The sequence below is a fragment of the Kaistia defluvii genome (assembly GCF_026343955.1).
In the GTDB taxonomy this organism is placed as follows: domain Bacteria; phylum Pseudomonadota; class Alphaproteobacteria; order Rhizobiales; family Kaistiaceae; genus Kaistia; species Kaistia defluvii.
In genome coordinates, this window is the sequence record NZ_JAPKNI010000005.1 from 363,780 (window position 1) to 385,632 (window position 21,853).

General features: G+C 64.8%; 19 protein-coding genes. 5 read left to right on the forward strand and 14 right to left on the reverse strand.

What is annotated here, in order from left to right:
* Positions 1–21: 21 nt before the first annotated feature.
* The 8 genes from OSH10_RS15420 to OSH10_RS15455 form a co-directional block, all read right to left on the reverse strand.
* Entirely contained in the window at positions 22–1,542 is a 1,521-nt protein-coding gene (locus OSH10_RS15420) for an amidohydrolase family protein (protein ID WP_266332741.1), read from the reverse strand.
* A gap of 38 nt (positions 1,543–1,580) precedes the next feature.
* Positions 1,581–2,474 carry an ABC transporter permease gene (locus tag OSH10_RS15425; RefSeq protein WP_266332742.1) on the reverse strand — a complete coding sequence of 298 codons (894 nt, stop codon included), beginning with the start codon at positions 2,472–2,474 and terminating at the stop codon, positions 1,581–1,583.
* Complete coding sequence (locus OSH10_RS15430; RefSeq protein ID WP_266332743.1) at positions 2,459–3,505, reverse strand: ABC transporter permease; 1,047 nt, start codon at positions 3,503–3,505, stop codon at positions 2,459–2,461. The genes OSH10_RS15425 and OSH10_RS15430 overlap by 16 nt, the downstream gene beginning before the upstream one ends.
* Positions 3,505–5,025 carry an ABC transporter ATP-binding protein gene (locus tag OSH10_RS15435; protein ID WP_266332745.1) on the reverse strand — a complete coding sequence of 507 codons (1,521 nt, stop codon included), beginning with the start codon at positions 5,023–5,025 and terminating at the stop codon, positions 3,505–3,507. The genes OSH10_RS15430 and OSH10_RS15435 overlap by 1 nt, the downstream gene beginning before the upstream one ends.
* 60 nt (positions 5,026–5,085) lie before the next feature.
* Positions 5,086–6,156: a BMP family ABC transporter substrate-binding protein gene (locus OSH10_RS15440; RefSeq protein ID WP_266332746.1), complete on the reverse strand. Its 1,071-nt coding sequence runs from the start codon at positions 6,154–6,156 to the stop codon at positions 5,086–5,088.
* A 102-nt stretch (positions 6,157–6,258) separates the two neighbouring features.
* Positions 6,259–6,579: an NIPSNAP family protein gene (locus OSH10_RS15445; RefSeq protein ID WP_266332747.1), complete on the reverse strand. Its 321-nt coding sequence runs from the start codon at positions 6,577–6,579 to the stop codon at positions 6,259–6,261.
* Positions 6,576–8,207 (reverse strand): GMC family oxidoreductase, encoded by a 1,632-nt coding sequence (locus OSH10_RS15450; protein WP_266332748.1) that lies wholly within the window; start codon positions 8,205–8,207, stop codon positions 6,576–6,578. The genes OSH10_RS15445 and OSH10_RS15450 overlap by 4 nt, the downstream gene beginning before the upstream one ends.
* Position 8,208: 1 nt before the next feature.
* Entirely contained in the window at positions 8,209–9,060 is an 852-nt protein-coding gene (locus OSH10_RS15455) for a uracil-DNA glycosylase family protein (protein ID WP_266332749.1), read from the reverse strand.
* Positions 9,061–9,281: 221 nt separating this feature from the next.
* Here OSH10_RS15455 and OSH10_RS15460 point away from each other — a divergent pair, with 221 nt between their 5' ends.
* Positions 9,282–9,953, forward strand: a complete 672-nt coding sequence (locus OSH10_RS15460; protein ID WP_266332750.1) for a TetR/AcrR family transcriptional regulator — start codon at positions 9,282–9,284, stop codon at positions 9,951–9,953.
* Between the two features lie 207 nt (positions 9,954–10,160).
* On the opposite strand, the gene OSH10_RS15465 is transcribed toward OSH10_RS15460, so the two are convergent.
* Positions 10,161–10,958, reverse strand: a complete 798-nt coding sequence (locus OSH10_RS15465; protein ID WP_266332751.1) for a class I SAM-dependent methyltransferase — start codon at positions 10,956–10,958, stop codon at positions 10,161–10,163.
* A 129-nt stretch (positions 10,959–11,087) separates the two neighbouring features.
* On the opposite strand from OSH10_RS15465, the gene OSH10_RS15470 reads away from it, so the two are divergent.
* The gene (locus tag OSH10_RS15470) at positions 11,088–11,678 is read left to right on the forward strand and encodes a flavodoxin family protein (RefSeq protein WP_266332880.1); all 591 of its coding nucleotides are present in this window, start codon (positions 11,088–11,090) and stop codon (positions 11,676–11,678) included.
* A gap of 411 nt (positions 11,679–12,089) precedes the next feature.
* Here the strand turns inward: OSH10_RS15470 and guaA are convergent, their stop codons facing one another.
* The 5 genes from guaA to guaB form a co-directional block, all read right to left on the reverse strand.
* Positions 12,090–13,652 carry a glutamine-hydrolyzing GMP synthase gene (gene guaA, locus OSH10_RS15475; protein ID WP_266332752.1) on the reverse strand — a complete coding sequence of 521 codons (1,563 nt, stop codon included), beginning with the start codon at positions 13,650–13,652 and terminating at the stop codon, positions 12,090–12,092.
* Positions 13,653–13,816: 164 nt separating this feature from the next.
* Entirely contained in the window at positions 13,817–14,284 is a 468-nt protein-coding gene (locus tag OSH10_RS15480) for a hypothetical protein (RefSeq protein ID WP_266332753.1), read from the reverse strand.
* 111 nt (positions 14,285–14,395) lie between these two features.
* On the reverse strand, positions 14,396–15,709 hold the full coding sequence (locus OSH10_RS15485; RefSeq protein WP_266332754.1) for an RsmB/NOP family class I SAM-dependent RNA methyltransferase: 1,314 nt from the start codon (positions 15,707–15,709) through the stop codon (positions 14,396–14,398).
* Positions 15,710–15,721: 12 nt separating this feature from the next.
* Positions 15,722–16,129, reverse strand: coding sequence for an MAPEG family protein (locus OSH10_RS15490; RefSeq protein ID WP_266332755.1), 408 nt, complete (start codon positions 16,127–16,129; stop codon positions 15,722–15,724).
* Between the two features lie 120 nt (positions 16,130–16,249).
* The gene (gene guaB / locus OSH10_RS15495) at positions 16,250–17,740 is read right to left on the reverse strand and encodes an IMP dehydrogenase (RefSeq protein WP_266332756.1); all 1,491 of its coding nucleotides are present in this window, start codon (positions 17,738–17,740) and stop codon (positions 16,250–16,252) included.
* 360 nt (positions 17,741–18,100) lie between these two features.
* Here guaB and OSH10_RS15500 point away from each other — a divergent pair, with 360 nt between their 5' ends.
* From OSH10_RS15500 to OSH10_RS15510, 3 genes are all read left to right on the forward strand, one after another.
* Positions 18,101–19,045 carry an ATP-grasp fold amidoligase family protein gene (locus OSH10_RS15500; protein ID WP_266332757.1) on the forward strand — a complete coding sequence of 315 codons (945 nt, stop codon included), beginning with the start codon at positions 18,101–18,103 and terminating at the stop codon, positions 19,043–19,045.
* Between the two features lie 417 nt (positions 19,046–19,462).
* Positions 19,463–20,293 carry an ATP-grasp fold amidoligase family protein gene (locus OSH10_RS15505; protein WP_266332758.1) on the forward strand — a complete coding sequence of 277 codons (831 nt, stop codon included), beginning with the start codon at positions 19,463–19,465 and terminating at the stop codon, positions 20,291–20,293.
* Between the two features lie 66 nt (positions 20,294–20,359).
* Positions 20,360–21,811 (forward strand): MFS transporter, encoded by a 1,452-nt coding sequence (locus OSH10_RS15510; protein WP_266332759.1) that lies wholly within the window; start codon positions 20,360–20,362, stop codon positions 21,809–21,811.
* Positions 21,812–21,853: the final 42 nt, after the last annotated feature.

Genomic DNA, 21,853 nt, shown 5'->3' on the forward strand with positions numbered 1-21,853 from the left:
GAGGGACGCTCGGCCGAGGGCCTAATGCCGGCCTTCGCCCGGGCCCCTGACGTAGCGGTTCATGGCGATGTCTCTCGACGTCGCCCGGCGGTGGATCTCGGCCATGGTCGAATGAAACGCCGCGTTGCGCTGCTCGAGCCTGGCGTGCTCGGCCAGGTGCGCCGGCACAAGCTCGCGGATCTCGGCCAGGATGGCGGCCTCGTCAATCGAGCGCATGCGGCCCTGATGCACGACGATCTCGCCGGCGACCATGACCGTCTCGATGGACGAGCCGTTCTCCGCATAAACCAGCTGCCGCGCCACGTCGTTGAGCGGGGTAAAGCTGAGCGTCGTCAGGTCGAGGATCAGCAAGTCGGCCGCCTTGCCGACTTCGAGCGACCCCGTGACATCTTCGAGCATCGCGCTGCGCGCTCCGCCGAGCGTCGCCATTTTGAGAATCGCGTCGGCCTCGATCCATTGCGAGTAATCGGGGCCGGAGACGCTGTGGATCAGCCCCGCCACGCGCATGACGTCGAAGATGCGGGCGGTGTCGTTGGAGGAAACGCCGTCGGTCCCAAGACCGATGGTCACGCCCGCATCCATCAGCTGGCGAATGGGCGCAATCCCCGCGCCAAGCTTCTGATTGGAGATGGCATTATGGGCCACCGAACAGCGGGCGGCGCCCATCCGCTCGATATCCCGGTCGCTGACCCAGACGGAGTGCGCAATCGTCGTGTTGCGCGACAGGACACCCAGCTCGTCCATATAGGCGATCAGGCTTTTGCCATAAAGCTCATGCCCGGTGACGGCCTGGGTCTTCGTCTCCAGCACATGCGTATGCAGTGGCACGCCCATTTCCACCGCCAGCGCATGGCAGGCCTGAAGCAGGTCCGCCGTGCAGCGCTGCGGCGCAGAGGGCGCCAGCATGAACTGGATGCGCCCGGCCCTGCCATGCAGCGTGGAGAAGGCGGAGCGGCAATAGTCCATATAGGCGTCGGCCGACATGGGCGGCCCAAAATCGAGCTGCACCTGCAATTCGGGCGGCATGACCTCCCGTGCGTAAGGCAGCGCGTCGAGCGTATGGATATTCATCGCCGCGCTCGACACATTGGCCCGGATGCCGGCGTCTTCATAGGCTTTGAAGACGGCCGATAGCCGGGACAGATCATGCGCCGGGGGGTCGAAGAAATCGTCGCAAAGGGTTGTCACGCCATTGCGCAGCGACTCCATCGCGAGAAGCAGGCTGCGCAGGTAGAGCAGCCGCTCGTCGATGACCGGCCCCATCAGGAGCGGATAGGCGTAGAGCAGCCATATTTCCAGCGGCATCCCTTCATAGCGCCCGCGAAAGAAGGTCTCGCTGGAATGGGTATGCGCGTTGACGAGGCCGGGCATGACCAGCCGGTTCGTGCCGTCGATGACGGTCGCGTCGGGAGCGGCCGCGAGGTCCTGGCCGATGGCTGCGATCCGCCCATCCTCGATCCGGAGGTCGCCCTGGATCGGGCGGCTACCGTGCTGCGGGCACAGGGTCAGGACAGTCGCGTTTCTGATTATCGTCTGCTTCAAGATGATCGATCCGTCCTGACGGCTATGCGGTGTGGCTTTTACGGGTCACGCAGCTCGCCGAAGCCGCTGGCGGCCTTCGTGCCACCCCGCAGCTGCGTGCTGAGCCAGATGCCGATGACCGTGGCGATGTAGGGAAGTGCGAGCAGGAGATCATGCGGGACACGATCGCCGAAGGCGAGCTGGGCCCGGATGCCGAGCGCGCCGACGACGGCAAAGAACAGGGCCGCCAGACTGGAGCCGATGGGATGACCGGCGCCGAAGATGACGGCGGCGAACCCCATGAAGCCACGACCGGCCGTCATGTTCTGGGCAAAGATCTGGAGACTGCCGGCTGCCAGTTCCGCCCCGGCGAGCGCGCACAGGACGCCGCCGATCATCAGGGCCACCAGCCGCATGGCGGCCGGATTGACACCGACGCTGCGCGCCGCGAAGGGATGCTCGCCAGCCGCCGCCAGACGGAGTCCGAAGCGGGTCCGCCGCAGGACGACCCACATGGCGAGCACGACAAAGGGCATGAGCAAGACCAGGATCGAAAGCGAGCCGTAAGCGCCGAACGCCGGACCCAAGCGCGGCAGACCGAACGGCGCACTGACGGCGGCCTGCGTCCCGAAGATCGACTGCACGGCGAGAGCCGTTCCGCCAAGGCCCAATCCCGTGAGCCCCAGGCCCGCGATGATCTGGTTGGCCTTGAGCTTCTCGACCACGAACCAGAAGAGCACGGATCCGACGATACAGACGACCATCGCAATCAGCAGCGCGAGCCAGATCGATTGCGTCAGCACGATGCCAAGGATGGTGGCGCAGGCGCCCGTGATCATCAGTCCCTCAAGCCCGAGGTGCCAGATGCCGGTTCGCTGCGCGATGACGCCGGCAAGGGTGACATAGATCAGCGGCGTGCCGGAACGCAGGATCGCGATTACGAAGTCTTCCATACCCGTCCTCCGAGTTTCGCTATCCGGTCGACGACCTTGGATTTTGCGGTGATGAAAAGGGCGATAGCCGCGTTGATGATGTCGATGGCCGAGGAAGGCAGGCCCGCCATGATGGGAAGATAGAGAGCCGCCGAGGCGAGGCCGCCAAAGAACAGGGCGACGAAAGCCGTTCCGACGACGGAGAAATTGGCCACGAGCGCGATCAAGATTGCGGTGAACCCATGCCCCGGCAGGAAGCCGCCGGTTATGCGACCATTGGGGCCCATGAACTCGATCGTGCCGGCAAGACCGGCCAGCGCGCCGCTCAGGAGGAAACTCGCCAGTCCGATGCGCCAGGTCCGGGCGCCTTGCCACTGCACCATGGTCGGGTTGCGACCGGCGAGGCCAGAGAGCACACCGAACGCGGTTCGATTGACCAGAAACCACATTGCAATGCCGACGATGACTGCGATCGCGATGATGGTCGGCGACAGTCCCAGCGAATTGCTGATCCGGTAGGCGCTTGCCAGGGGGCGACTCGAGGCCTGCTGTCCGGTTCCCGAGGGGTCCTTGAGCGGGCCGGCGGTGACGTAGAGCAGGAACAGGCCGGCAATGAAATTGCCCATCAGTGTGGTGATGACTTCGTCGGCGCCGGACTTCAGCCGGAGCAGGCCGGGCCAGAGAGCCCAGAGCGCGCCGCCCGTCATTCCGGCAAGGAAGCAGGCCGGGATGAGGATCGCAGCCGGGGCGCCATTCAGCCATTCGGCCATGAAGGCGGCGGCAATGGCGCCCATGTAGAATTGACCTTGCGCGCCGATGTTGAAGAAGCCCGCGCGAAACGACACGGCAACGCCAACGGCCGTGATGAAGAGCGGCAAGCCCCACCGCAAAGCCTGCTGCAGCGCGCCGGGCCTCAGGAAAGCCCCTTCGGCGATCGAATGGAACATGAGCCCCGTCGAATAGCCGGCCGCCTGGAAGATGACGCCGCAAAGCGCGAGCCCGATCAGAATGAAGATCAGCGCGCGGAAGACGGAAACGAGCCGGTCAATCATCAATGGACTCCTGTCATGGCAGCCCCGACCGCCGCGAGATCGTAGGGTGGCCGGAATTCGGCGACGATGCGTCCCGAGAGCATGACGATCACGCGGTCGGCGATGTCGAAGATCTCATCGAGATCCGACGAGATGAACATCAGGCCGCAACCGCGCGCCCGTGCCTTGCGCATGGCATCCCAGACGAAGGAGGTCGCCCCGATGTCGAGGCCGCGGGTCGGCTGTGCGGCGAGAATGAGCCGCGCATCCGGGTCCATTTCGCGAGACAGGATAACCTTCTGCGCGTTGCCGCCGGACAGCGAGCCCGCCCGCTGGCCCACTTCCGAATAGCGGACGTCCCATTCCTTGAGGGCCACGTCGCATTGCTTCCGGATGGCGGCCGGGCTGATCGTGGACAGCAACGACATCTGCAGGAGGCCGCGTGCGGCCCAGTTTTCCCAGAGCGAACTGGTCAGGCTCAGACCTTCCACGTTGCGCTCGAACGGGATGATGCGCAGGCCGGCCGCTCGCCTCGTCGCCAGCGGTGCGCGGGTGAGATCCGTCTCGTCGATGGCGATGGTGCCGTCGACGACATCGGCCATGGCAGCGATGGCGCGAACCAGCGTCCGCTGCCCGTTGCCCTCCACACCCGCCACACCGATGATTTCACCCGAGCGGATGTCGAGATCGATGCGATCGAGCGCCGGACCTTCCGGGTCAGGCCGGGTGGAAACCTGGCGCATGCGCAGGATCGGGGCACGTTCCTGAACCGCCACATCCTCTTGCGCATGCGTGACGATGGCCGTGCCGGTCAACGCGGCCTTGTCGTCCGCATTGAGGCTCTTGGCGGCCGCAGCGCCGATGATCAACTCGGCCAGTCGGCCGGCATCGATCCCGTCGCACGGCAGCGGCCCATCCACGAGCTTGCCGCCACGCAGAACCGTGACCGTATCGGCGATCGCCAGAACTTCCCGGATCTTGTGCAGGATGAGAATGACGGTGACGCCACGCGCCTTGAGGCGTCGCACGCGCTCGAAAAGCTTGTCCGCGCCTTCCGGCGACAGCACGGCGGTGGGTTCATCCAGGATCAGGAGCTTGGCGTCGGATACGAGGGCGCGGGCGATCTCCACGCCCTGCTGGGTTTCCACCGGCAGGTCGCGGATCCTCTGCCTGGCTTTGACTTTCACATCCAGCGCGTCGAGATGCGGTTGCCAGCGCTTTTCCAGGCTGCCCTTGGAGAAGAGCCCTCCCCCTTCCGCGCCGAATTGCATGGCCTCGGCGACGGTGAAGGAAGGCGGAAGCGCGAAGCTCTGATGCACGAGTTCGACGCCCGCACGGCGGGCGTCCTTGACGTTGCCGCCCGGCAAGGGGCGACCGTCGATCTTCAGCTCGCCGGATGCCGGTCGAACGAGGCCAGCCAGAACCCTGGCAAAGGTAGTCTTGCCAGCGCCATTCTGGCCGACGACGGCGTGGATCTTGCCACGCTCGAAGACGGCTCCGACTTCGGAGAGCGCCACGATGGAACCGTAGCGAACGGTCACATCGCGGCATTCAAATATGGAGGGGCTGGCCTCGTTCATAACAGCGGCATCCAGTCGGAGTCAGAGCGTTGTGTTGAACGGAACCTTCAGGGATCCATCCAGGATCGCTGCGCGCGCCGCGGCGATTTCCGGCAGGACTTCCTTTGCCTTGGCGACCAGATCGGCCGGCCCCTGTTCCGCGAACAGCGGCGAGGGGATGAAGTCGATCACACCGGTGCCGAGGCCCGTATGCTCATGCGTGCCGCCGGCGAAATTGTTGCCGACCGCCTTGGTGACTTCGTTATAGAGCGAATTGCCGAAGTCGAGGCCGACGATCGAAATCACGTTCTTCGGGCCCTGCGGGAACTGGGCGGGATCGAGCACGCTGACCATACGGCCCTCGCCTTCCTTCGCCGCGGCGATGATGCCGAAATCGGTTGCCGCCGCGTCGGTCTGGATGAAATCGATGCCGCTTGAATACATCTGCGTCGCGATTTCCTGGCCCTTGGCCGGATCCTGGAAGGAGCCCGCGAAGGCGACGGCCACGGATGCATCCGGGCGCACCGACAGGGCGCCTGCCTTGAAGGCATTGAAGTCGGCGTTGATCGGGGGAATGGACACGCCGCCGATGAAGCCCAGCTTGCCGGACTTGCTCAGGCGCGCCGCGAAGATGCCGGACAGATAGCAGCCGAGATAATAGTCGTAGGAAACGGTCACGACATTCGGGATCGCCGGCTCGAAGGGGTCGGCGAAGAGCTGGATCCACTTGGTATTGGGATACTCGGGCGCCAGCGCCTTGAAGGGCTCCGCGACCTCGTTGAACGTCGAGACGATCACGGAAGCGCCCGCATCGCCCAGGGTGCGGAAGATGGTCTCGTAGGTCGCCGGGTCCTGCGCATAGACGGCGCGGGACTGAAAGCCCTGCTCGTCGGCAAGCTGCTTGAGCTTGGCGATCATCGAATCCACGGCGCTGGCGTCGCCCGCCGCCTGCGTATGCACGAGCGCGACCAGGCCGCCAGCGGCATAGGACGCGGCCGTGAGCAGGCCGTTGGTCATGCCGAAGGCTGCCAAGCCTGCCGTCGTCTTCAGAAAGGTCCTGCGGCCGATGGCATGGCGCAGCAGATTGATTTCATTGGAATCTTTGTTGGTCATGTTCCCATTTCCTGGCTCTGGAAGTTCGGTATGCGATTTTTTGTTGGAGCGGTTCGTGCGCCGCCCTTCTGCTTTGCGGGTGCCTGTGGGCACCCGCATGCCTTATGCGCCGGGCGAAAACGGTGCCGGGTTCATGATCATCACATCCTGCGTCTGGATGGCGTCGAGCGCCCAGACGCCGGCGATGAATGCCTGCCATTCGGGGTCGGCATACATGGCGGCGCGCCGCGCTTCGCGGTCGGCGAGACTGTCGTAGCGCCACATCAGGACCGTGGTGTGCAGATGCCCGATCTCGCTGACGAAGAGGCCGAGAAACGTGTTGAGGTGCCGCTTCTGGATCGGCAGACCCTCCGCTTCATACTTCTTGAGCCAGCCATCGACGGTGCCGGGCTTGAAGGTATAGGTGCGGTGCTCGACGATCACTGGTGGGCCTCCTTGAGAATGAATTCAGCGGCGCGCTCCCCGATCATGATCGCCGGAGCATTGGTGTTACCGCTGGAGATGATGGGCATGATGGAAGCGTCTGCCACGCGCAGGCCTTCCACGCCGTGAACTTTCAGCTGCGCATCGACGACGGCCATCGGATCGGTGCCCATCTTGCAGGTGCCGACGGGATGGAACGTTGTCATGGCATTGGCGCGCAGCCATTGGGTCAGTTCGGCATCGGTCTCGACAGCCGGGCCGGGAGCAAGCTCCTTGCCGCGATACTTGTCGAACGCCTTCTGCTGGATCACCTCCCGCGTCATGCGGATGGCGTTGATCATCGTGCGGATGTCGAACTCGGTTTGCAGGTAGTTGGCGTTGATGCGCGGGCGATCCATCGGATCGGCCGAGCGCAAACGGATCTCGCCGCGGCTTTCCGGATTGACCGGCCCCACCCGCAAGGAGAAGCCGTGATTGGCCTCGACGCGCTCCTTCTTGAACGGGTTCGGAAAGTGGAGGTTGGCGGTCTTTTCCAGCGCCGGCATGAAGTGAAGCTGGATGTCGGGCGCCGCAAGATCGTCGCGCGACTTGACGAAGGCGCCGGCCTCGTACGGGAAGGTCGTGGTGATGCCCTCGCCGAACAGCATGCCCTGGATGACCGACCAGGTCAGCTTGTCGGCGCGCAGATCGGAATAGAGCGTCACCGGCTCGCGGCATTCATACGCCATGACGCAATCGACATGGTCCTGAAGGTTCTTGCCGACACCCGGCAGGTCCTTCACGACCTTGATGTTGTGCTCGGCCAGTTCGTCGGCGGGGCCGATGCCCGAGAGCATGAGAATCTGCGGCGAGTTGACGACACCGGCGGAGAGAATGACCTCCCGATCCGCATGCACCCTGGTGATATTGCCCTTCCGGCTGAACTCGACGCCGATGGCGCGGCCATTTTCGATCAGGATGCGCCGGGTGTGGGCGCGGGTGATGATCGTCAGGTTCGGCCGCTTCTTGGCCGGGCGCAGAAAGGCATAGGCGGCCGAGCAGCGCTTGCCCTTGGTGATGGTGAAGTCGTAGCGGCCGAAACCTTCCTGGTCTTCGCCGTTGAAATCGTCGCTCAGCGGATAGCCAGCCTGCCCACCGGCCTCGTTGAAGACGTCGAGCAGCCCGTTCCAGCCGCGGGCGCGGCAGACGGTCAGTTCGCCTTCGGTGTTGTGATACGCATCCTTGCGCTGCACATGGGTTTCGGAGCGCAGGAAGGCCGGAAGCACCTCGTCATACGACCATCCCTTCGCGCCCATTTGCGCCCAGCGATCATAGTCGTGCCGGTTGCCGCGCACATAGATCATGCCGTTGATGGTCGAGGTGCCCCCCAGCACCTTTCCCCGCGGCCAGTACAGCGAGCGATCGTTGAGATGCGGTTCGGGCTCGGTGTGATAGTGCCAGTTGTAGATGCCGGAATGAAACAGCTTGCCCATCAGCATGGGCAGCCGAAACAGCGGATTGAGATCTCGTCCGCCAGCTTCCAGCAACAGCACCTTGTTGGCCGGATCCGCCGAAAGCCGGTTGGCAAGAACACAGCCCGCCGAACCGGCACCGATGATGATGTAATCGAATGTCTTCGTTGCGGCCATGTTACCAAGCGATGGGTCGAGCACCCATCTCCTCCAGAAAATCGTTGCAGAGAACCAGCGGATTGGGGCGGCGAAGCACGTCGTCGGCGTGCGCCGGATGGTCGCGCAGAATGCAGCGCACATGTCCGCCAGCGGCTTCGTCGATGCCCGCTAGCGCCAGCGCCTGCGCGGCCGCGTCGCCGAACCCCAGAAACACAAGCGGCTTTTCGCGCGCGGCGAGGACCCGCAGGGTTTCGACGATCAAGGGCCGCCAGAGAACCAGGTGACCCTGCGATTGATGCACGTCGATATCGACCTTGAAGCGCGTCAGCGTCAGCGAAGCATTGAGCAGCAAGGCGCCTTCACAAACCCAGCGATCGGCAATATCGGACGGCGCTTCGAGCGGGACCGCCCCGCTCTCTATGGCCGCCAGCGTCTTCGGCCAGTCGCCGAAATCGCGCGCATAGGACGGATCCCCCGTGCGCGCGGCGACGATCAACTGCGTATAGGCGCGAATGCTCTTGGAGAACATCTTGTCGAGTTCACTCCAGCCCGCGAGGTTTCCCGCCTCGAAGGCCCGCCCGGTCGCAAAGCCCGGCTCCGGATAGGGATCCTGGCCGAGCACGACGCACGTCACGTCGTCCGGAGAAATCCCGTCGAACGCGCGCAGGCAATGTGTGCCGACCGGCATTCCCGGGAAGTGCTTTCCACGGCGGACAGGAAAGATCGGCTCCCAGACTTCGAGCTCCAGCTCGGGCGTCATCCCCTCGAAATCGAGCGCGACATGTCCGAGCAGAGCACGCCATGGCGAATCCAGATCGGCGCGCCAATCCGCCAGAAACTCCTGCATCGCAGCCCGTAGCGGCATTGCCATTCGCACCCTCCCCAAGGCGGCGGTCGACAGGTCGCTTTCAGGAACCTGACCGTTTTGTCAGCTTTTTATGAAAAGAAGTTGACCATATTGTCAACTTCTTTTTTATTGGTGCTTCGATTCCCAAGGTCCCCTACGGTTGAAGGGTTGGACCGGGGATGGTTATGCGCGAAGTTCCGGGCGATCGATCCGGGAAAAGATGTTTAGAGACAACGGGATACCCAATGGCTGAGCCCAGCAGATCGGTTGAAATGGAGCCTGCGATCCCGGAGGTTTCCGACGAGCCGATCCGAGCGCGGAACGTGCTGAAGATCCTCACGGCCGCGGTGGAGATTTTCTCCCGCAAGGGCCTCGATGGCGCGCGGATCGTGGAAATCGCCAAGGCTTCAGGCCTGCCAAAGGGCAATGTCTATTATTATTTCTCGTCCAAGGAAGAGATCTACAATGCCGCGATCGACCAGCTGATCCATAGCTGGGACGATGCATTCCGGCACATCTCGGCGGATCGTGATCCTGCCGAGGCGATCGAAGCCTATGTTCGCGCAAAGCTCGATCACGCCTGGGCCAACGCGGCCGAGACCCGGCTCTTTGCCAATGAGATCCTGCAAGGCGCGGAGCATCTGTCCCTGGACGCACGCGAACACATGCGGCGGGTCACGGCGGAAAAGGCGGGCGTGATCGATGCCTGGGCCGCCGCGGGCAAGATCGTGCCGGTCGATGCGCGGCATCTGTTCATCCTGCTCTGGTCGGCGACCCAGTTCTATGTCGAGTTCGAGGCTCTGGCCTGCGATGCGCTGGATGTCAGTGAGCTCTCGGAAGCCGACCGCGCGAAAGCCGCCAAGACGATCACCGAGACCATCCTGCGCGGCCTCCTGGCGAACCACCCCACCGCCTAGGGGCCAACGCCGCCCCGATGGCTTCGCGTGGGACTCGATTGCGACGTCGTGGAAATGGTTCTGGCGGATCGAGCCGGCTACGAGACCGCCGATTGGTCACCATGCGCCGATGGCTCGAGACGAATCCCGACGATGATCCGGCACCAGACGTTCCTGCCAGGCTGTCCTCGGAACCGGACGAGATGGCCAGGGACGAGTCTCGACAGCTCAAGCCGCCTTCCTACCGATAAACAGACCGCTTTCCTTGCCCACCTCAAGAACCCCATTTCCGGCCTGAAATGCCTCAGTGATCGCATCCCGGAATGCGTCAAGCTGCGCGTCATCAGCAGCATCGCCGGGAGGATAGGACGTCAGGGCCAGGAATACGTCTTCCGGATCGGTTACGCGCAGACAGGCCGGATGCTGGTTCATGGTCACGTTGCCGAACTGAGCCTGCATGATCCCTTCGGCCGCGTCATATCCGAACGCAGCGCCCGCCGGATCGACCGGCGGACTGCCGAACACGGTTGTCAGCGCATACATCTCGCGCATGTTGCCGGCGCCGTTCGTCGTCACCGCCAGGAAACCGCCGGGCTTCAGAATCCGGTGCATTTCCGCGACCGCCTTCGACGGGACCGGCAGGTGATAAAGCATGTGCAGGGCGATCACGGCATCGAAGCTGCCGTCTTCGAAGGGCAACGCGGCCGCGTCGGCCTGCTGGCCTGTGACCGATGCAAATGGCAGGGGCCGGCAACGCTCAACGGCTTCGCGAACCATGCCCGACGAAAGGTCGGAAAGCGTGAGGCGCAGGTTTGGCGGCAGGTCGTTTGCGGCTGCCTCCCAGAACCAGCCGGGACCACACCCGACATCCAGGATGCTGACGCCGGGCTTGAGAGGAAGCTGCCTCGCTGTCCAAGGAAACCAGCCGGTTTCGGCGATCGTATACTCGCGGTTCAGCCGGGCGCGAGCCGCAAGCTTGCGGCTATCGCCATACTGCTCGGCATTGCCGGATGTTATAGAGCTCACGCGTTTCCTCCCTCTCGGTCTTGAAGGTCGAGAGCGAGTATGATCGAGATTGAAGCAATCGGTAGGAATACTCAAACGTCGCCCGTGCCATTCGGCATCGAGCCGTCACGCCTTGCCAGGGATCCTCACATGGACAAAGCGAGGACCATCATTGGAATAGACTGCAGCCCACGCGCGTCCAGTAACTCAGGGCGGATGCTCGGCGAGGTTCTTCGCTCGCTCGGGAGAGATTGGCGGATGAAGGTCGTGGACCGGGTGCGTCTGGCCGACGAGCGTATCGACTGTCTCGGGTGCGAGCAGTGCTATCAAACGTTTGGATACCACGGCGACGGGATCGATCGTGTTCTGTCACTCATGAAAGAGTCGGACGTGATTCTGATGGCTACTCCCACCTGCTTCGGAATGCCGCCGGCCCTGGGCGTCGCCCTGCTCGACAGATCGGATCCGCTGTGGCGGGACGGACAACAGCTCAAAGGAAAACTCGGAGCGGTCATCGTCAACGGCGCCACCGATCCCGCGGGCGATCCGAGTGTGCGCCAATGCGCGGACAACATGATCCGGTTTTTCGCACAGCACGAGATGCCCTGCGTCCAGCCGGCGCATCTGGGGGGCACGCTCGCATATCCCGAGCAACGGTTTCCGGACCCGCTCTCCGCCGGGACGACAGGCGTTCTCGAGCAATTGGCTGACGAGATCCGGCAGTGGGCCGGGGACGGGTGATGCCGTCACATCTCTCGCCCAAGGCCGTGGCCTTGGAACAGCGCCTACTGCGGGCTTGTACAATTTGCCCTTTGATTTCGGGACCTTGATGGCCGCATCGGTTGGCATCGGGCCCTTCGAAAACGTTCAGCAACGCAAGCGAGCCCCAAAGATACCGTGAGGCCAAGTTTGACCGCGCGGACAGAGAATTCCCTTCAGTCTCAATGGAATAAGGTCAAAAAAAATACCGTCATAAGCTCTCCAGGCCAAGACGGCATACAATTCCGCTACGTCACAAGACGCCCCATACCGTCAGCTCCGCCGCCGATCGCGAAGTTTGCCCGGCGATTGGCGGCGAAAGAGAAGTCTCTTTATTTTCAGTATGTTATAAGGGTATGCGGCGGCAATCGCTGGCATTTGGGTAGGCGCGAATCATTCCCACTCGATCGTCCCGGGCGGCTTGCTCGTCACGTCGTAGACGACGCGGTTGATGCCCTTGACCTCGTTGATGATGCGGGTCGCGGCGCGGCCGAGGAAGTTCATGTCGTAGGGAAAGAAATCCGCCGTCATGCCGTCGACCGACGTCACGGCGCGCAGCGCCAGAACCGAGTCATAGGTGCGGCCGTCGCCCATCACGCCGACCGTCTGCACCGGCAACAGCACGGCGAAGGCCTGCCAGATGGTGTCGTAGAGGCCGGCCTTGCGGATCTCGTCGAGATAGATCGCGTCGGCCTTGCGGAGGATGTCGAGCTTCTCGCGCGTCACGCCGCCCGGCAGGCGGATGGCGAGGCCGGGGCCCGGGAACGGATGGCGGCCGACGAAGCTGTCGGGAAGGCCGAGTTCGCGGCCGAGCGCCCGCACCTCGTCCTTGAACAGCTCGCGCAGCGGCTCGACCAGCTTCATGTTCATGCGGGCCGGCAGGCCGCCGACATTGTGGTGCGACTTGATCGTCACCGACGGGCCGCCCGAGAACGAGACGCTCTCGATCACGTCCGGATAGAGCGTGCCCTGGGCCAGGAATTCCGGGGCGCCCTTGCCGTCGCTGGCGATCTTCTTCGCTTCGGCGTCGAACACGTCGATGAACAGGCCGCCGATGATCTTGCGCTTGGTCTCGGGATCCGAGACGCCCTCGAGCTTGCCGATGAACAGATCCGCGGCGTCGACGCTGACCAGCGGAATGTTGAAGTGCTCGCGGAACAGCGAGACGACCTGGTCGCCCTCATGCTGGCGCATCAGGCCGTGGTCGACGAAGACGCAGGTCAGCTGGTCGCCAATCGCCTCGTGGATCAGCACCGCCGCGACCGCGGAATCGACGCCGCCCGAAAGCGCGCAAAGCACCCTGCCCTTGCCGACCTGCTTGCGGATCTTCTCGATCATCTGCTCGCGATAGGCCGACATGGTCCAGTCGGACTTCAGGCCGACGATGTTATGGGCGAAGTTCGAGAGCAGCTTCGCGCCGTCCGGCGTGTGGACGACTTCCGGATGGAACTGCACGCCATAGAAGCGGCGGGTCTCGTCGGCGATGGCGGCGAAGGGTGCGCCATGGGAGACGGCGATGACCTGGAAGCCCTCGGGGAGCGCCATGACCTTGTCGCCGTGGCTCATCCAGACCTGATGGCGGCTGCCCTTCTCCCAGACGCCCTCGAACAGCGGCGACGCTTCCTGGATCTCGACGAAGGCGCGGCCGAATTCGCGATGATCGCTGGTTTCCACGCGGCCGCCGAGCTGGGCCATCATCGTCTGCTCGCCATAGCAGATGCCCAGGACCGGGACGCCCGCCGCGAATACGGCGTCCGGCGCGCGCGGCGAGCCGATGTCGCCGGTGCTGGCCGGGCTTCCGGAGAGGATCACGCCCTTCGGCTGCATCCTGCCGAAAGCGGCGTCCGCATTCTGGAACGGGTGGATCTCGCAATAGACGCCGGCTTCGCGAAGGCGACGCGCGATGAGCTGCGTTACCTGCGATCCAAAATCGATGATGAGAATGCTGTCGGTCATGGAGCGGCCCGGCGTCTGAGGGGAATGGCCCCTCGGTTAAGCGATCGCGCCGCAAACTGCAATCGCGGAGCTGCCGATCTCCGCATGCATAGGTCGGAAAACAGGCCGATCGCGCTTCCAGACAAGAAAACGGCCCGCTCTTTCGAGCGGGCCGGGTATCGCGATCAGGGCGCTGCGGTCGCAGGCGTATCGGATGCGGGAGCGGCCGGATCCGGCATTTCGGGAGCCGGCGTCTCGGCGGCCGGGGCCGGCGCCTCGGCGGCAGGCGCCGGGGCTGCTTCGGGAGCGGCGGGAGCCGGGGTCGCTGCCGGGGCCTCGACGGCAGGCGCCGGGGTTGCTTCGGGAGCGGCCGGGGCCGGGGCCGGCGTCTCGACGACCGGGGCCGCCGGAACTTCGACGACGGGCTCGGGAGCCGGCGCCCAGAAGGCGAACTCGGCGCAGCCTTCCGGCGCCTTGGCGTCGGCGAAGCGTTCCTTCAGCTTCTTGCAGGAGAATTCGCGCACTGCTGTCGGCAGCACCTTGTTGATCTGTACGCCGAACTGGTCGTTCGGGTTTGACGCCGCGAACACGTAGTAGGCCCAGTATCCCGCGAACAGGACAAGGATGATGGCGATAAGCCTGAGCAGGCGCATAAGTCTACCTCCGTAATCGGGAGAACCCCGGGGAGGTCCTTCTATCGGCGCAACCGCATGCTGTCGAGACGAACACCCGGCAACATCCGGAAGGCGCACAGATGATTGCGATCAGGCGCTGCGTGTCAGTACCGAAACAAAGAAACCATCCGTGCCACTGGTGAGCGGAGTCATCAGAAGACCGTTCGACAGCAGGCGCACGGCGGGTCCCAGGATGTTCATCGATTCCTGCTCATAGGCCTCGACCACGGCCTGCGGCGGCACGACCGCGAAGCCGGGATGGGCGGCGAGGAAGGCGTCGATCTGGTCGGTGTTCTCTTCCTCCAGCACCGAACAGGTGATGTAGGCGAGACGCCCACCCGGCTTGACGTAGCGGGCGGCGGTCTCCAGCACCAGCGCCTGATCCTTGTTGCGCTCGGCGAGGCTCCCCGGACGGATGCGCCACTTGGCGTCGGGATTGCGACGCCAGGTGCCGGTGCCCGTGCAGGGCGCATCGACGAGGACGAGGTCCATGCGGTGCTCGAGATCGTCCAGCACGTCGCTGTTCGGCCGCGGCGTGCGGACCTGGACGTTGCGCACGCCCGCCCGCGTCAGCCGATCATGGATCGGCGCAAGTCGACGGCGGTCGGAATCATGCGCGAAAATCTGGCCGTGGTTCTGCATGGCCGCCGCCAGGGCGAGCGTCTTGCCACCACCGCCGGCGCACAGATCCAGCACCTGCATGCCCGGACGCGCGCCGGCGAACTCGGCGGCGAGCTGGCTGCCCAGATCCTGGATCTCGACCTGCCCCTTCAGGAACGGCTCGGTCGAGGCGATATGCGGCTCGGCCGACCCGGGCTCCAGCGGCAGCCGCAGGCAGAGCGCGGAGAGCGCGGGGCGCTCGGGAGTCCGGCCGATCGCGGCGGCGAGCTCGGAAGCGGCGTGATCGGCCTCGGCCTTCAGCGTGTTGACGCGAAGATCGAGGGGGGCCGGCGTCGCCAGCGCCTGCAGCTCGGCCACGACATTGTCGCCGAAGATGCGCGCGAAATTCGGCGCGATCCATTCCGGGTAGTCGCCACGGATATAGTCCGGCGCACCGGCGAGCGCGTCGCGGGAGAGCACCGCGCGCTCGTCATCGGTCAGCGGCGCCGGCGCGAAACGGTCGCCCGAGAACAGCGTTTCGATCGCCGCGATGTCGAGCCCGCGATGCCTGCGGAACAGGCCGAGCATCACGGAGCGCCCATCGTCGCCGCCGCCCACGGCCGCCGACGAACTCCGGTGGCGGAGCGCGTCGAAGACGAGATCGCCGATGGCGCGGCGATCCTTCGAGCCCGCGAAGCGGTGCGCGAGACCCCAATCCTTCAGGGCGTCGGGCGCCGGGCGGCGACGGGTTGCGATATCATCGAGAACCTCGATGGCGGCGGAGATGCGTGCGGCTGGGATCATGGTCCCGCGCTTCTAGAGTATCCGGACGGCAAGGTCGAGCCAGAGGAAGCAGACCAGAAGGAATCCGACCAGAAAGCTGAGATGCCGCAGCACCAGCGGCCCCTTGAGCGAGGCGATCGTGTGGATCACGCGGCTGGCGACGAACAGCCAGGCCACCACCACTTCGAGGATCGAGGTGCCGTTGATGCCGAACAGGAATCCGACGACCACGACGAACAGGATCGGCAGCTCGAACTGGTTGGCGAGATGGCGGCGGGCGGTCGCCGACGCGTCCGGCTCCTTGGCGCCGGGCGCGAATTCGGTCGAGGTCACGGCGCCGCTGGCGACGGCATTGCGGCGCGTGATGCCGAGCCAGAGATAGCAGAAGGCGATCAGCGCAAATTGCGCGATCGCCGGCCAGAGGATGACGGTCTTCAGCATGGAGCCCCCGATCGGTGGATCGCCGGCGATTGCCGGCCATCAGGCCGCAAACAAACCAAGGGGGCAGAAGGTTCCCCCCTGCCCCCTCATATTCCGGCGAGCCACTCGGCCGGAGCCGGATCAGCCGATGCCGGGATAGTTCGGGCTCTCGCGGGTGATCGTCACGTCATGCGTGTGGCTCTCGCGCAGTCCGGCCGTCGAGATGCGCACGAAACGCGCCTTCTCGCGGAAGGCCTCGAGGTTCTCGGCGCCGACATAGCCCATGGCGGCGCGCAGGCCGCCGGCCAGCTGGTGCAGCACGCCGCTGACCGGACCCTTGAACGGAACCTGGCCCTCGACGCCCTCCGGCACCAGCTTCAGCGTGTCGCGCACTTCCGCCTGGAAATAGCGATCGGCCGAGCCGCGCGCCATCGCGCCGACCGAGCCCATGCCGCGATAAGCTTTGAACGAGCGGCCCTGGTGCAGATACACCTCGCCGGGGCTCTCTTCCGTGCCGGCCAGCAGCGAGCCGATCATGGCGCAGCGGGCGCCGGCGGCGAGCGCCTTGGCGAGATCGCCGGAATATTTGATGCCGCCATCGGCAATCACCGGCACGCCCGCCCTGTCGGCGGCCGAGACCGCATCCATGATCGCGGTGAGCTGCGGCACGCCGACGCCGGCGACGACGCGCGTGGTGCAGATCGAGCCGGGGCCGATGCCGATCTTGACCGCATCGGCGCCCGCGTCGATCAGCGCCTGGGCGCCCTCGGCGGTGGCGACATTGCCGGCCATGACCTGAACGCGGTTCGAAAGCTTCTTCACCAGCGTGACGGCGTCGAGCACGCGCTGCGAATGGCCATGCGCGGTGTCGACGACGACAAGGTCGACCCCGGCGTCGATCAGGCGCTCGGTCCGCTCGATGCCATTATCGCCCACCGTGGTGGCGGCGGCGACGCGCAGCCGGCCCTGCTCGTCCTTGGCGGCGTTCGGGTTGAGCTGCGTCTTCTCCATATCCTTGACGGTGATCAGCCCGATGCAGCGATAGGCCTTGTCGACGACGACGAGCTTCTCGATCCGGTGCTGGTGCAGCAGCCGGCGCGCCTCGTCCTGGCTGACGCCTTCCTTGACGGTGATCAGACCCTCGCGGGTCATCAGCTCATAGACCTTCTGGGCCGGATTGGAGGCGAAGCGGACGTCGCGATTGGTGAGGATGCCGACCAGCCGGCCCGGATTGTCGCCGCCCTCGACGACGGGGATGCCGGAAATGCGGTGCGCCTTCATCAGCGCCAGCGCGTCGGCCAGCGTGGCATCCGGCTCGATCGTGACGGGATTCACGACCATGCCCGATTCGAACTTCTTGACCTGGCGGACTTCCTCGGCCTGCTGCTCGGGCGAGAGGTTGCGGTGAATGACGCCGAGGCCGCCGGCCTGTGCCATGGCGATCGCCAGCCGCGCCTCGGTCACCGTATCCATGGCCGAGGAGATGATCGGAATGTTGAGCTCGATCTCGCGCGTCAGACGCGTGCGGATATCGACCTCGCCGGGCATGACCAGCGAGTGACCGGGCTGAAGCAGCACGTCGTCGAAGGTCAGCGCTTCGCGTCCGGTCGACAATTCTACGATCTGGGCCATGGCCAACGCTCCGAATGCAAAAGACCGGCCGAGGGACCAAGGGTCACCGGCGGGTCGAGGTTTCAGCGAATAGAGTTGGCGGTGGTCTCTATCATGGAGTCGGCTGATCTGGAAAGTCTTGCACCGCACAAATCGCCGCAGGCGAGCGATTGTCTGCGAGAATCACGCTACGCGTTGAGGTGTGCCGGCGATCACTCGACACACCATGCGGCGTTCCCTTCAATATCGCGACGTCATGGAAGGCGCGCGGGCTGTCCGTGGGCATCCGTCGCGTCCCGCTCTCAACCTCTCGAACAGGATGGTCGCCAAGCGCCGATGCTGCTCCAACACCTTCACCAGACGACCCGGAAGGTCCTTCGCGTGGCCGGTGAAGCCATCAGGCGGCCGCGTCCCTTCGCAATACGACTGCTGCGGCGTTCTCCGTATCTGGGACCCATATTGGTTCGATCCTGGCATCGGCGACGCTTCGAGCAGCGGATGCAACGTCCGCTTCGCCTGCGTCCTCCCATCGATCTCAACGAGTACCTCGTCCATCGCATTCTCTACGACCGCGATCCGCGCCTGAAGATCGTGTGCGACAAGATCGCGGTTCGAGACATCATCCGGGAGCGGCTTGGCGATGCGTTCGTCGTGCCGCTTCTCGGAGTGTGGAGCGATCCGCGCCACATCCCTTGGCACACGCTGCCGGATCGATTCGTACTGAAGCCCAATCACAGCTCCGGCCCCGTTGCCCTGATCCGCGAGGCGAGCCAGCTCGACACGCAGGCCCTCACCGCCAAGGCGACAGAGTGGCTGCGCCATGACTTTTTCGATTCAAGCCTCGAATGGGGGTATCGCGGCCTGCCGCGCCGCATTACGGCTGAACCGCTTCTGCTCGGTCCCAACGGGGCCGAGGTGATCGAAGCCGTGGCGCTGACGTTCGGAGGAAAGGTCGCGGCGATTCGTGTCTTCCTCGGCGGCAAGGACAATCCCGATCGTTGCGACAACTGGTTTGATCGAAACAGCGTCCGCTTGCCGTTCTATTCGCTCAAATACAGGCTGGGCGACTATGTGCTGGATCCGGCGATGACCGAGCGCATCATCGCCGCCGCTGAAGCGGTTTCGGCGGGCTTCAGCCATCTTCGGGTGGATTTCTACCTCACGGACGAGGGTCTCAGGATCGGAGAACTGACGCCCTATTGCGGGGCAGGTCTCATCCCCTGGAACCGTCGCGGCTGCGACAGAGTGTTCGGGCAGCTTTGGGCCGACCCGTCCCGTATCGACGAGATCGACGATCTCGGCGCCCTCATCGAGGCGTCGGACTGAAGCCGCCGGCCGGCGAGAAGACAACGCCTCCCGGGACCTGCGACGCCCCGGACGCTCTTCAGGCATTTGGCATCCATTGACCGGATCGGGGATCCGGCCGCCGCCAGCGACGCCGTCCGTTGCGGGCAGCCCGGACCAAGCCACGCAACAAGCGGGCGGTTTTCGTAGATCCATAGATGTGCCTTACCGCTTCCCAGCCCGATCTCGAGATGCTAGGCGACCATCTTTGATCAGGCGGGATGGGGTTTCATGGGACCACGGGCGACGCTAGCGTTCCCCGCCAGGGTGAGCCTGCGGATCCGGGCCGCCAGTCGGATCTACAAGCAGTTGCGGCGCAGGCTCGTGCAGCAACCGTTGCGGCGATGCCCCGTCCTCGGCCCCCGGCTGATACGGTCCTGGCACCTTCGGCGTTTCCAGATGGTGATGGGCCAGCCCGCGCGGCTCGCGCCCCCCGCCGGCTTCAACGACCATATCATGGTCCGCATCCTCGAAGACCGCGATCCCCTGCTCAAGGTCGTCTGCGACAAGATCGCCGTCCGCGACATCATCCGCGAGCGCGCGGGCGATGCGTTCCTCGTCCCCCTGCTCGGCATCTGGTCCGATCCCGACGCGATTGCGTGGGAGCAATTGCCGGAACGCTTCGTCCTGAAGCCGAGCCACGCCTCCGGCTACGTGGCGATCGTGAAGGAGGAGAGCGACCGCGATATCCCGGCGCTGACCGCGCTGGCTCGGGCGTGGCTCAAGCAAGACTATTTTGATCAGTCGCTCGAATGGGGCTATCGCGACATTCCCCGCCGCATCCTCGCGGAGCCGCTCCTGCTCGGGCCCGACCGTCAGGCGCCCGCCGAGGCGCAGGTCTTCACCTTTGGCGGGCGCTCCGCGCTGATCCGCGTCCTCACCGACACCAAGGAAACGGAGGATCGCCGGGACAACTGGTTCGATGCGTCCGGCGCGCGGCTGCCGATCCACTCCCTGAAAATCACACCGGGTGACTTCGAGCTGCCTCCGGAGGTCGCCCGGGAGATCGTCCCCGTGGCCGAGCGGGCCGCGGCCGGCTTCGCCCATCTGCGGGTCGATTTTTATCTGAGCGATCAAGGCCCGTTGATCGGGGAACTCACCCCCTATCACGGGGCAGGACTCAATCCATGGAATTCGCCGACCATCGACGGCTACCTCGGCGAAATCTGGCGCGACCCCGACCGGGTCGCTTGCCGCGAGGCCCTGCATCACGCCGCCAGGGCCGCGTGATTCCGGCTCGGAATTGCCGGGGGATCATACTAAGGTAGCCCTCAGCATTCCTCCCCCAGAGGCCTCATGCCCTCGCATCGTCCCCCCGCCCGGATCCTTCTTCCTCTGATCGTCGCCTGCGCGCTGTTCATGGAGAACCTCGATTCCACCGTCCTCTCGACGTCGCTTCCCGCCATCGCCCGCGATTTCGGCGTCAGCCCGATCGATCTGAAGCTGGCGCTGACCTCCTACCTGCTTACCATCGCCATCTTCATCCCGGCCTCCGGCTGGGTGGCGGACCGCTTCGGCGCCCGCTCCGTCTTCCGCCTGGCGATCGTCCTGTTCACGCTGGGCTCGATCTGCTGCGGCCTGTCCAGTTCGATCCTGGAAATCGTGGGCTCGCGCGTGCTGCAGGGCATTGGCGGCGCCATGATGGTGCCGGTCGGACGGCTGGTCATCCTGAAGTCGGTGCAGAAATCCGAACTGGTCGGGGCGCTGGCCTGGCTGACCGTGCCGGCGCTGATCGGCCCGGTCGTCGGCCCCGTCGTCGGCGGCTTCATCACCACCTATTTCGACTGGCGCTGGATCTTCTGGATCAACGTGCCGATCGGCGTCCTCGGCGTGACGCTGGCCACCCTGTTCATCCCCGACATTCGCGGCGAGGAACAGGTGCGATTCGATTTCATCGGCTTCCTGCTCACTGCCTTCGGCATCGCCGGTTTCATCACCGGCTCGACCTCGCTCGGGCTCAACCTGATGCCCTGGCCCTATGTCGCGACCTGCCTGATCGGCGGCGCAGCGCTGCTGACGGTCTATTTCTTCTATAGCCGCCGCGTCGCCAATCCGATCCTCGACCTGTCGCTGTTCGCGATCCCGAGCTTCGCGGCCAGCGTCTTCGGCGGCATGCTGTTCCGCATCGGCATCGGCGCCCTGCCCTTCCTGCTGCCCTTGATGCTGCAGCTCGGCTATGGGCTGACCCCGTTCCAGTCCGGTACCATCACCTTCGTCTCGGCCATCGGCGCGATCGCGATGAAGTTCGTCGCCCCGCCATTGCTGCGCCGGCTCGGTTTCCGCACGGTGCTGATCGCAAATTCGTTCATCGCCGCGTTCTTTGTCGGCGTGCCGGCGGCGTTCTCGATCGGAACGCCGCTGCACCTGATCACCGGCCTGCTGTTCATCGGCGGCTTCTTCCGCTCGCTGCAATTCACCAGCGCCAATGCGCTGTCCTTCGCCGATGTGCCGGTGTCGCGGATGAGCCGGGCGACCAGCATGACCAGCGTGTTCCAGCAACTGGCGCTATCGCTCGGCATCTCGACCGGCGCGATCGCGCTGCAGCTGACCATGCAGGCGCATGGCGGCTCACAGCTGGAACTGGCTTCGTTCCACCCGGCCTTCATCGTCGTCGGCCTGATCGCGGCGAGCTCCGTGATCTTCTTCATCCGCATGCCGCGCGATGCGGGCTCGGAAATGTCGGGCCGCAGCGTCGCGGTCAAGGAACTGGCGCCGGATCCCGTCACCGCCATGCGCGAACGGGCGTAACGACAGGACCTCCCAGCTTGCTTCACCTCTCAGGAAGAGGGG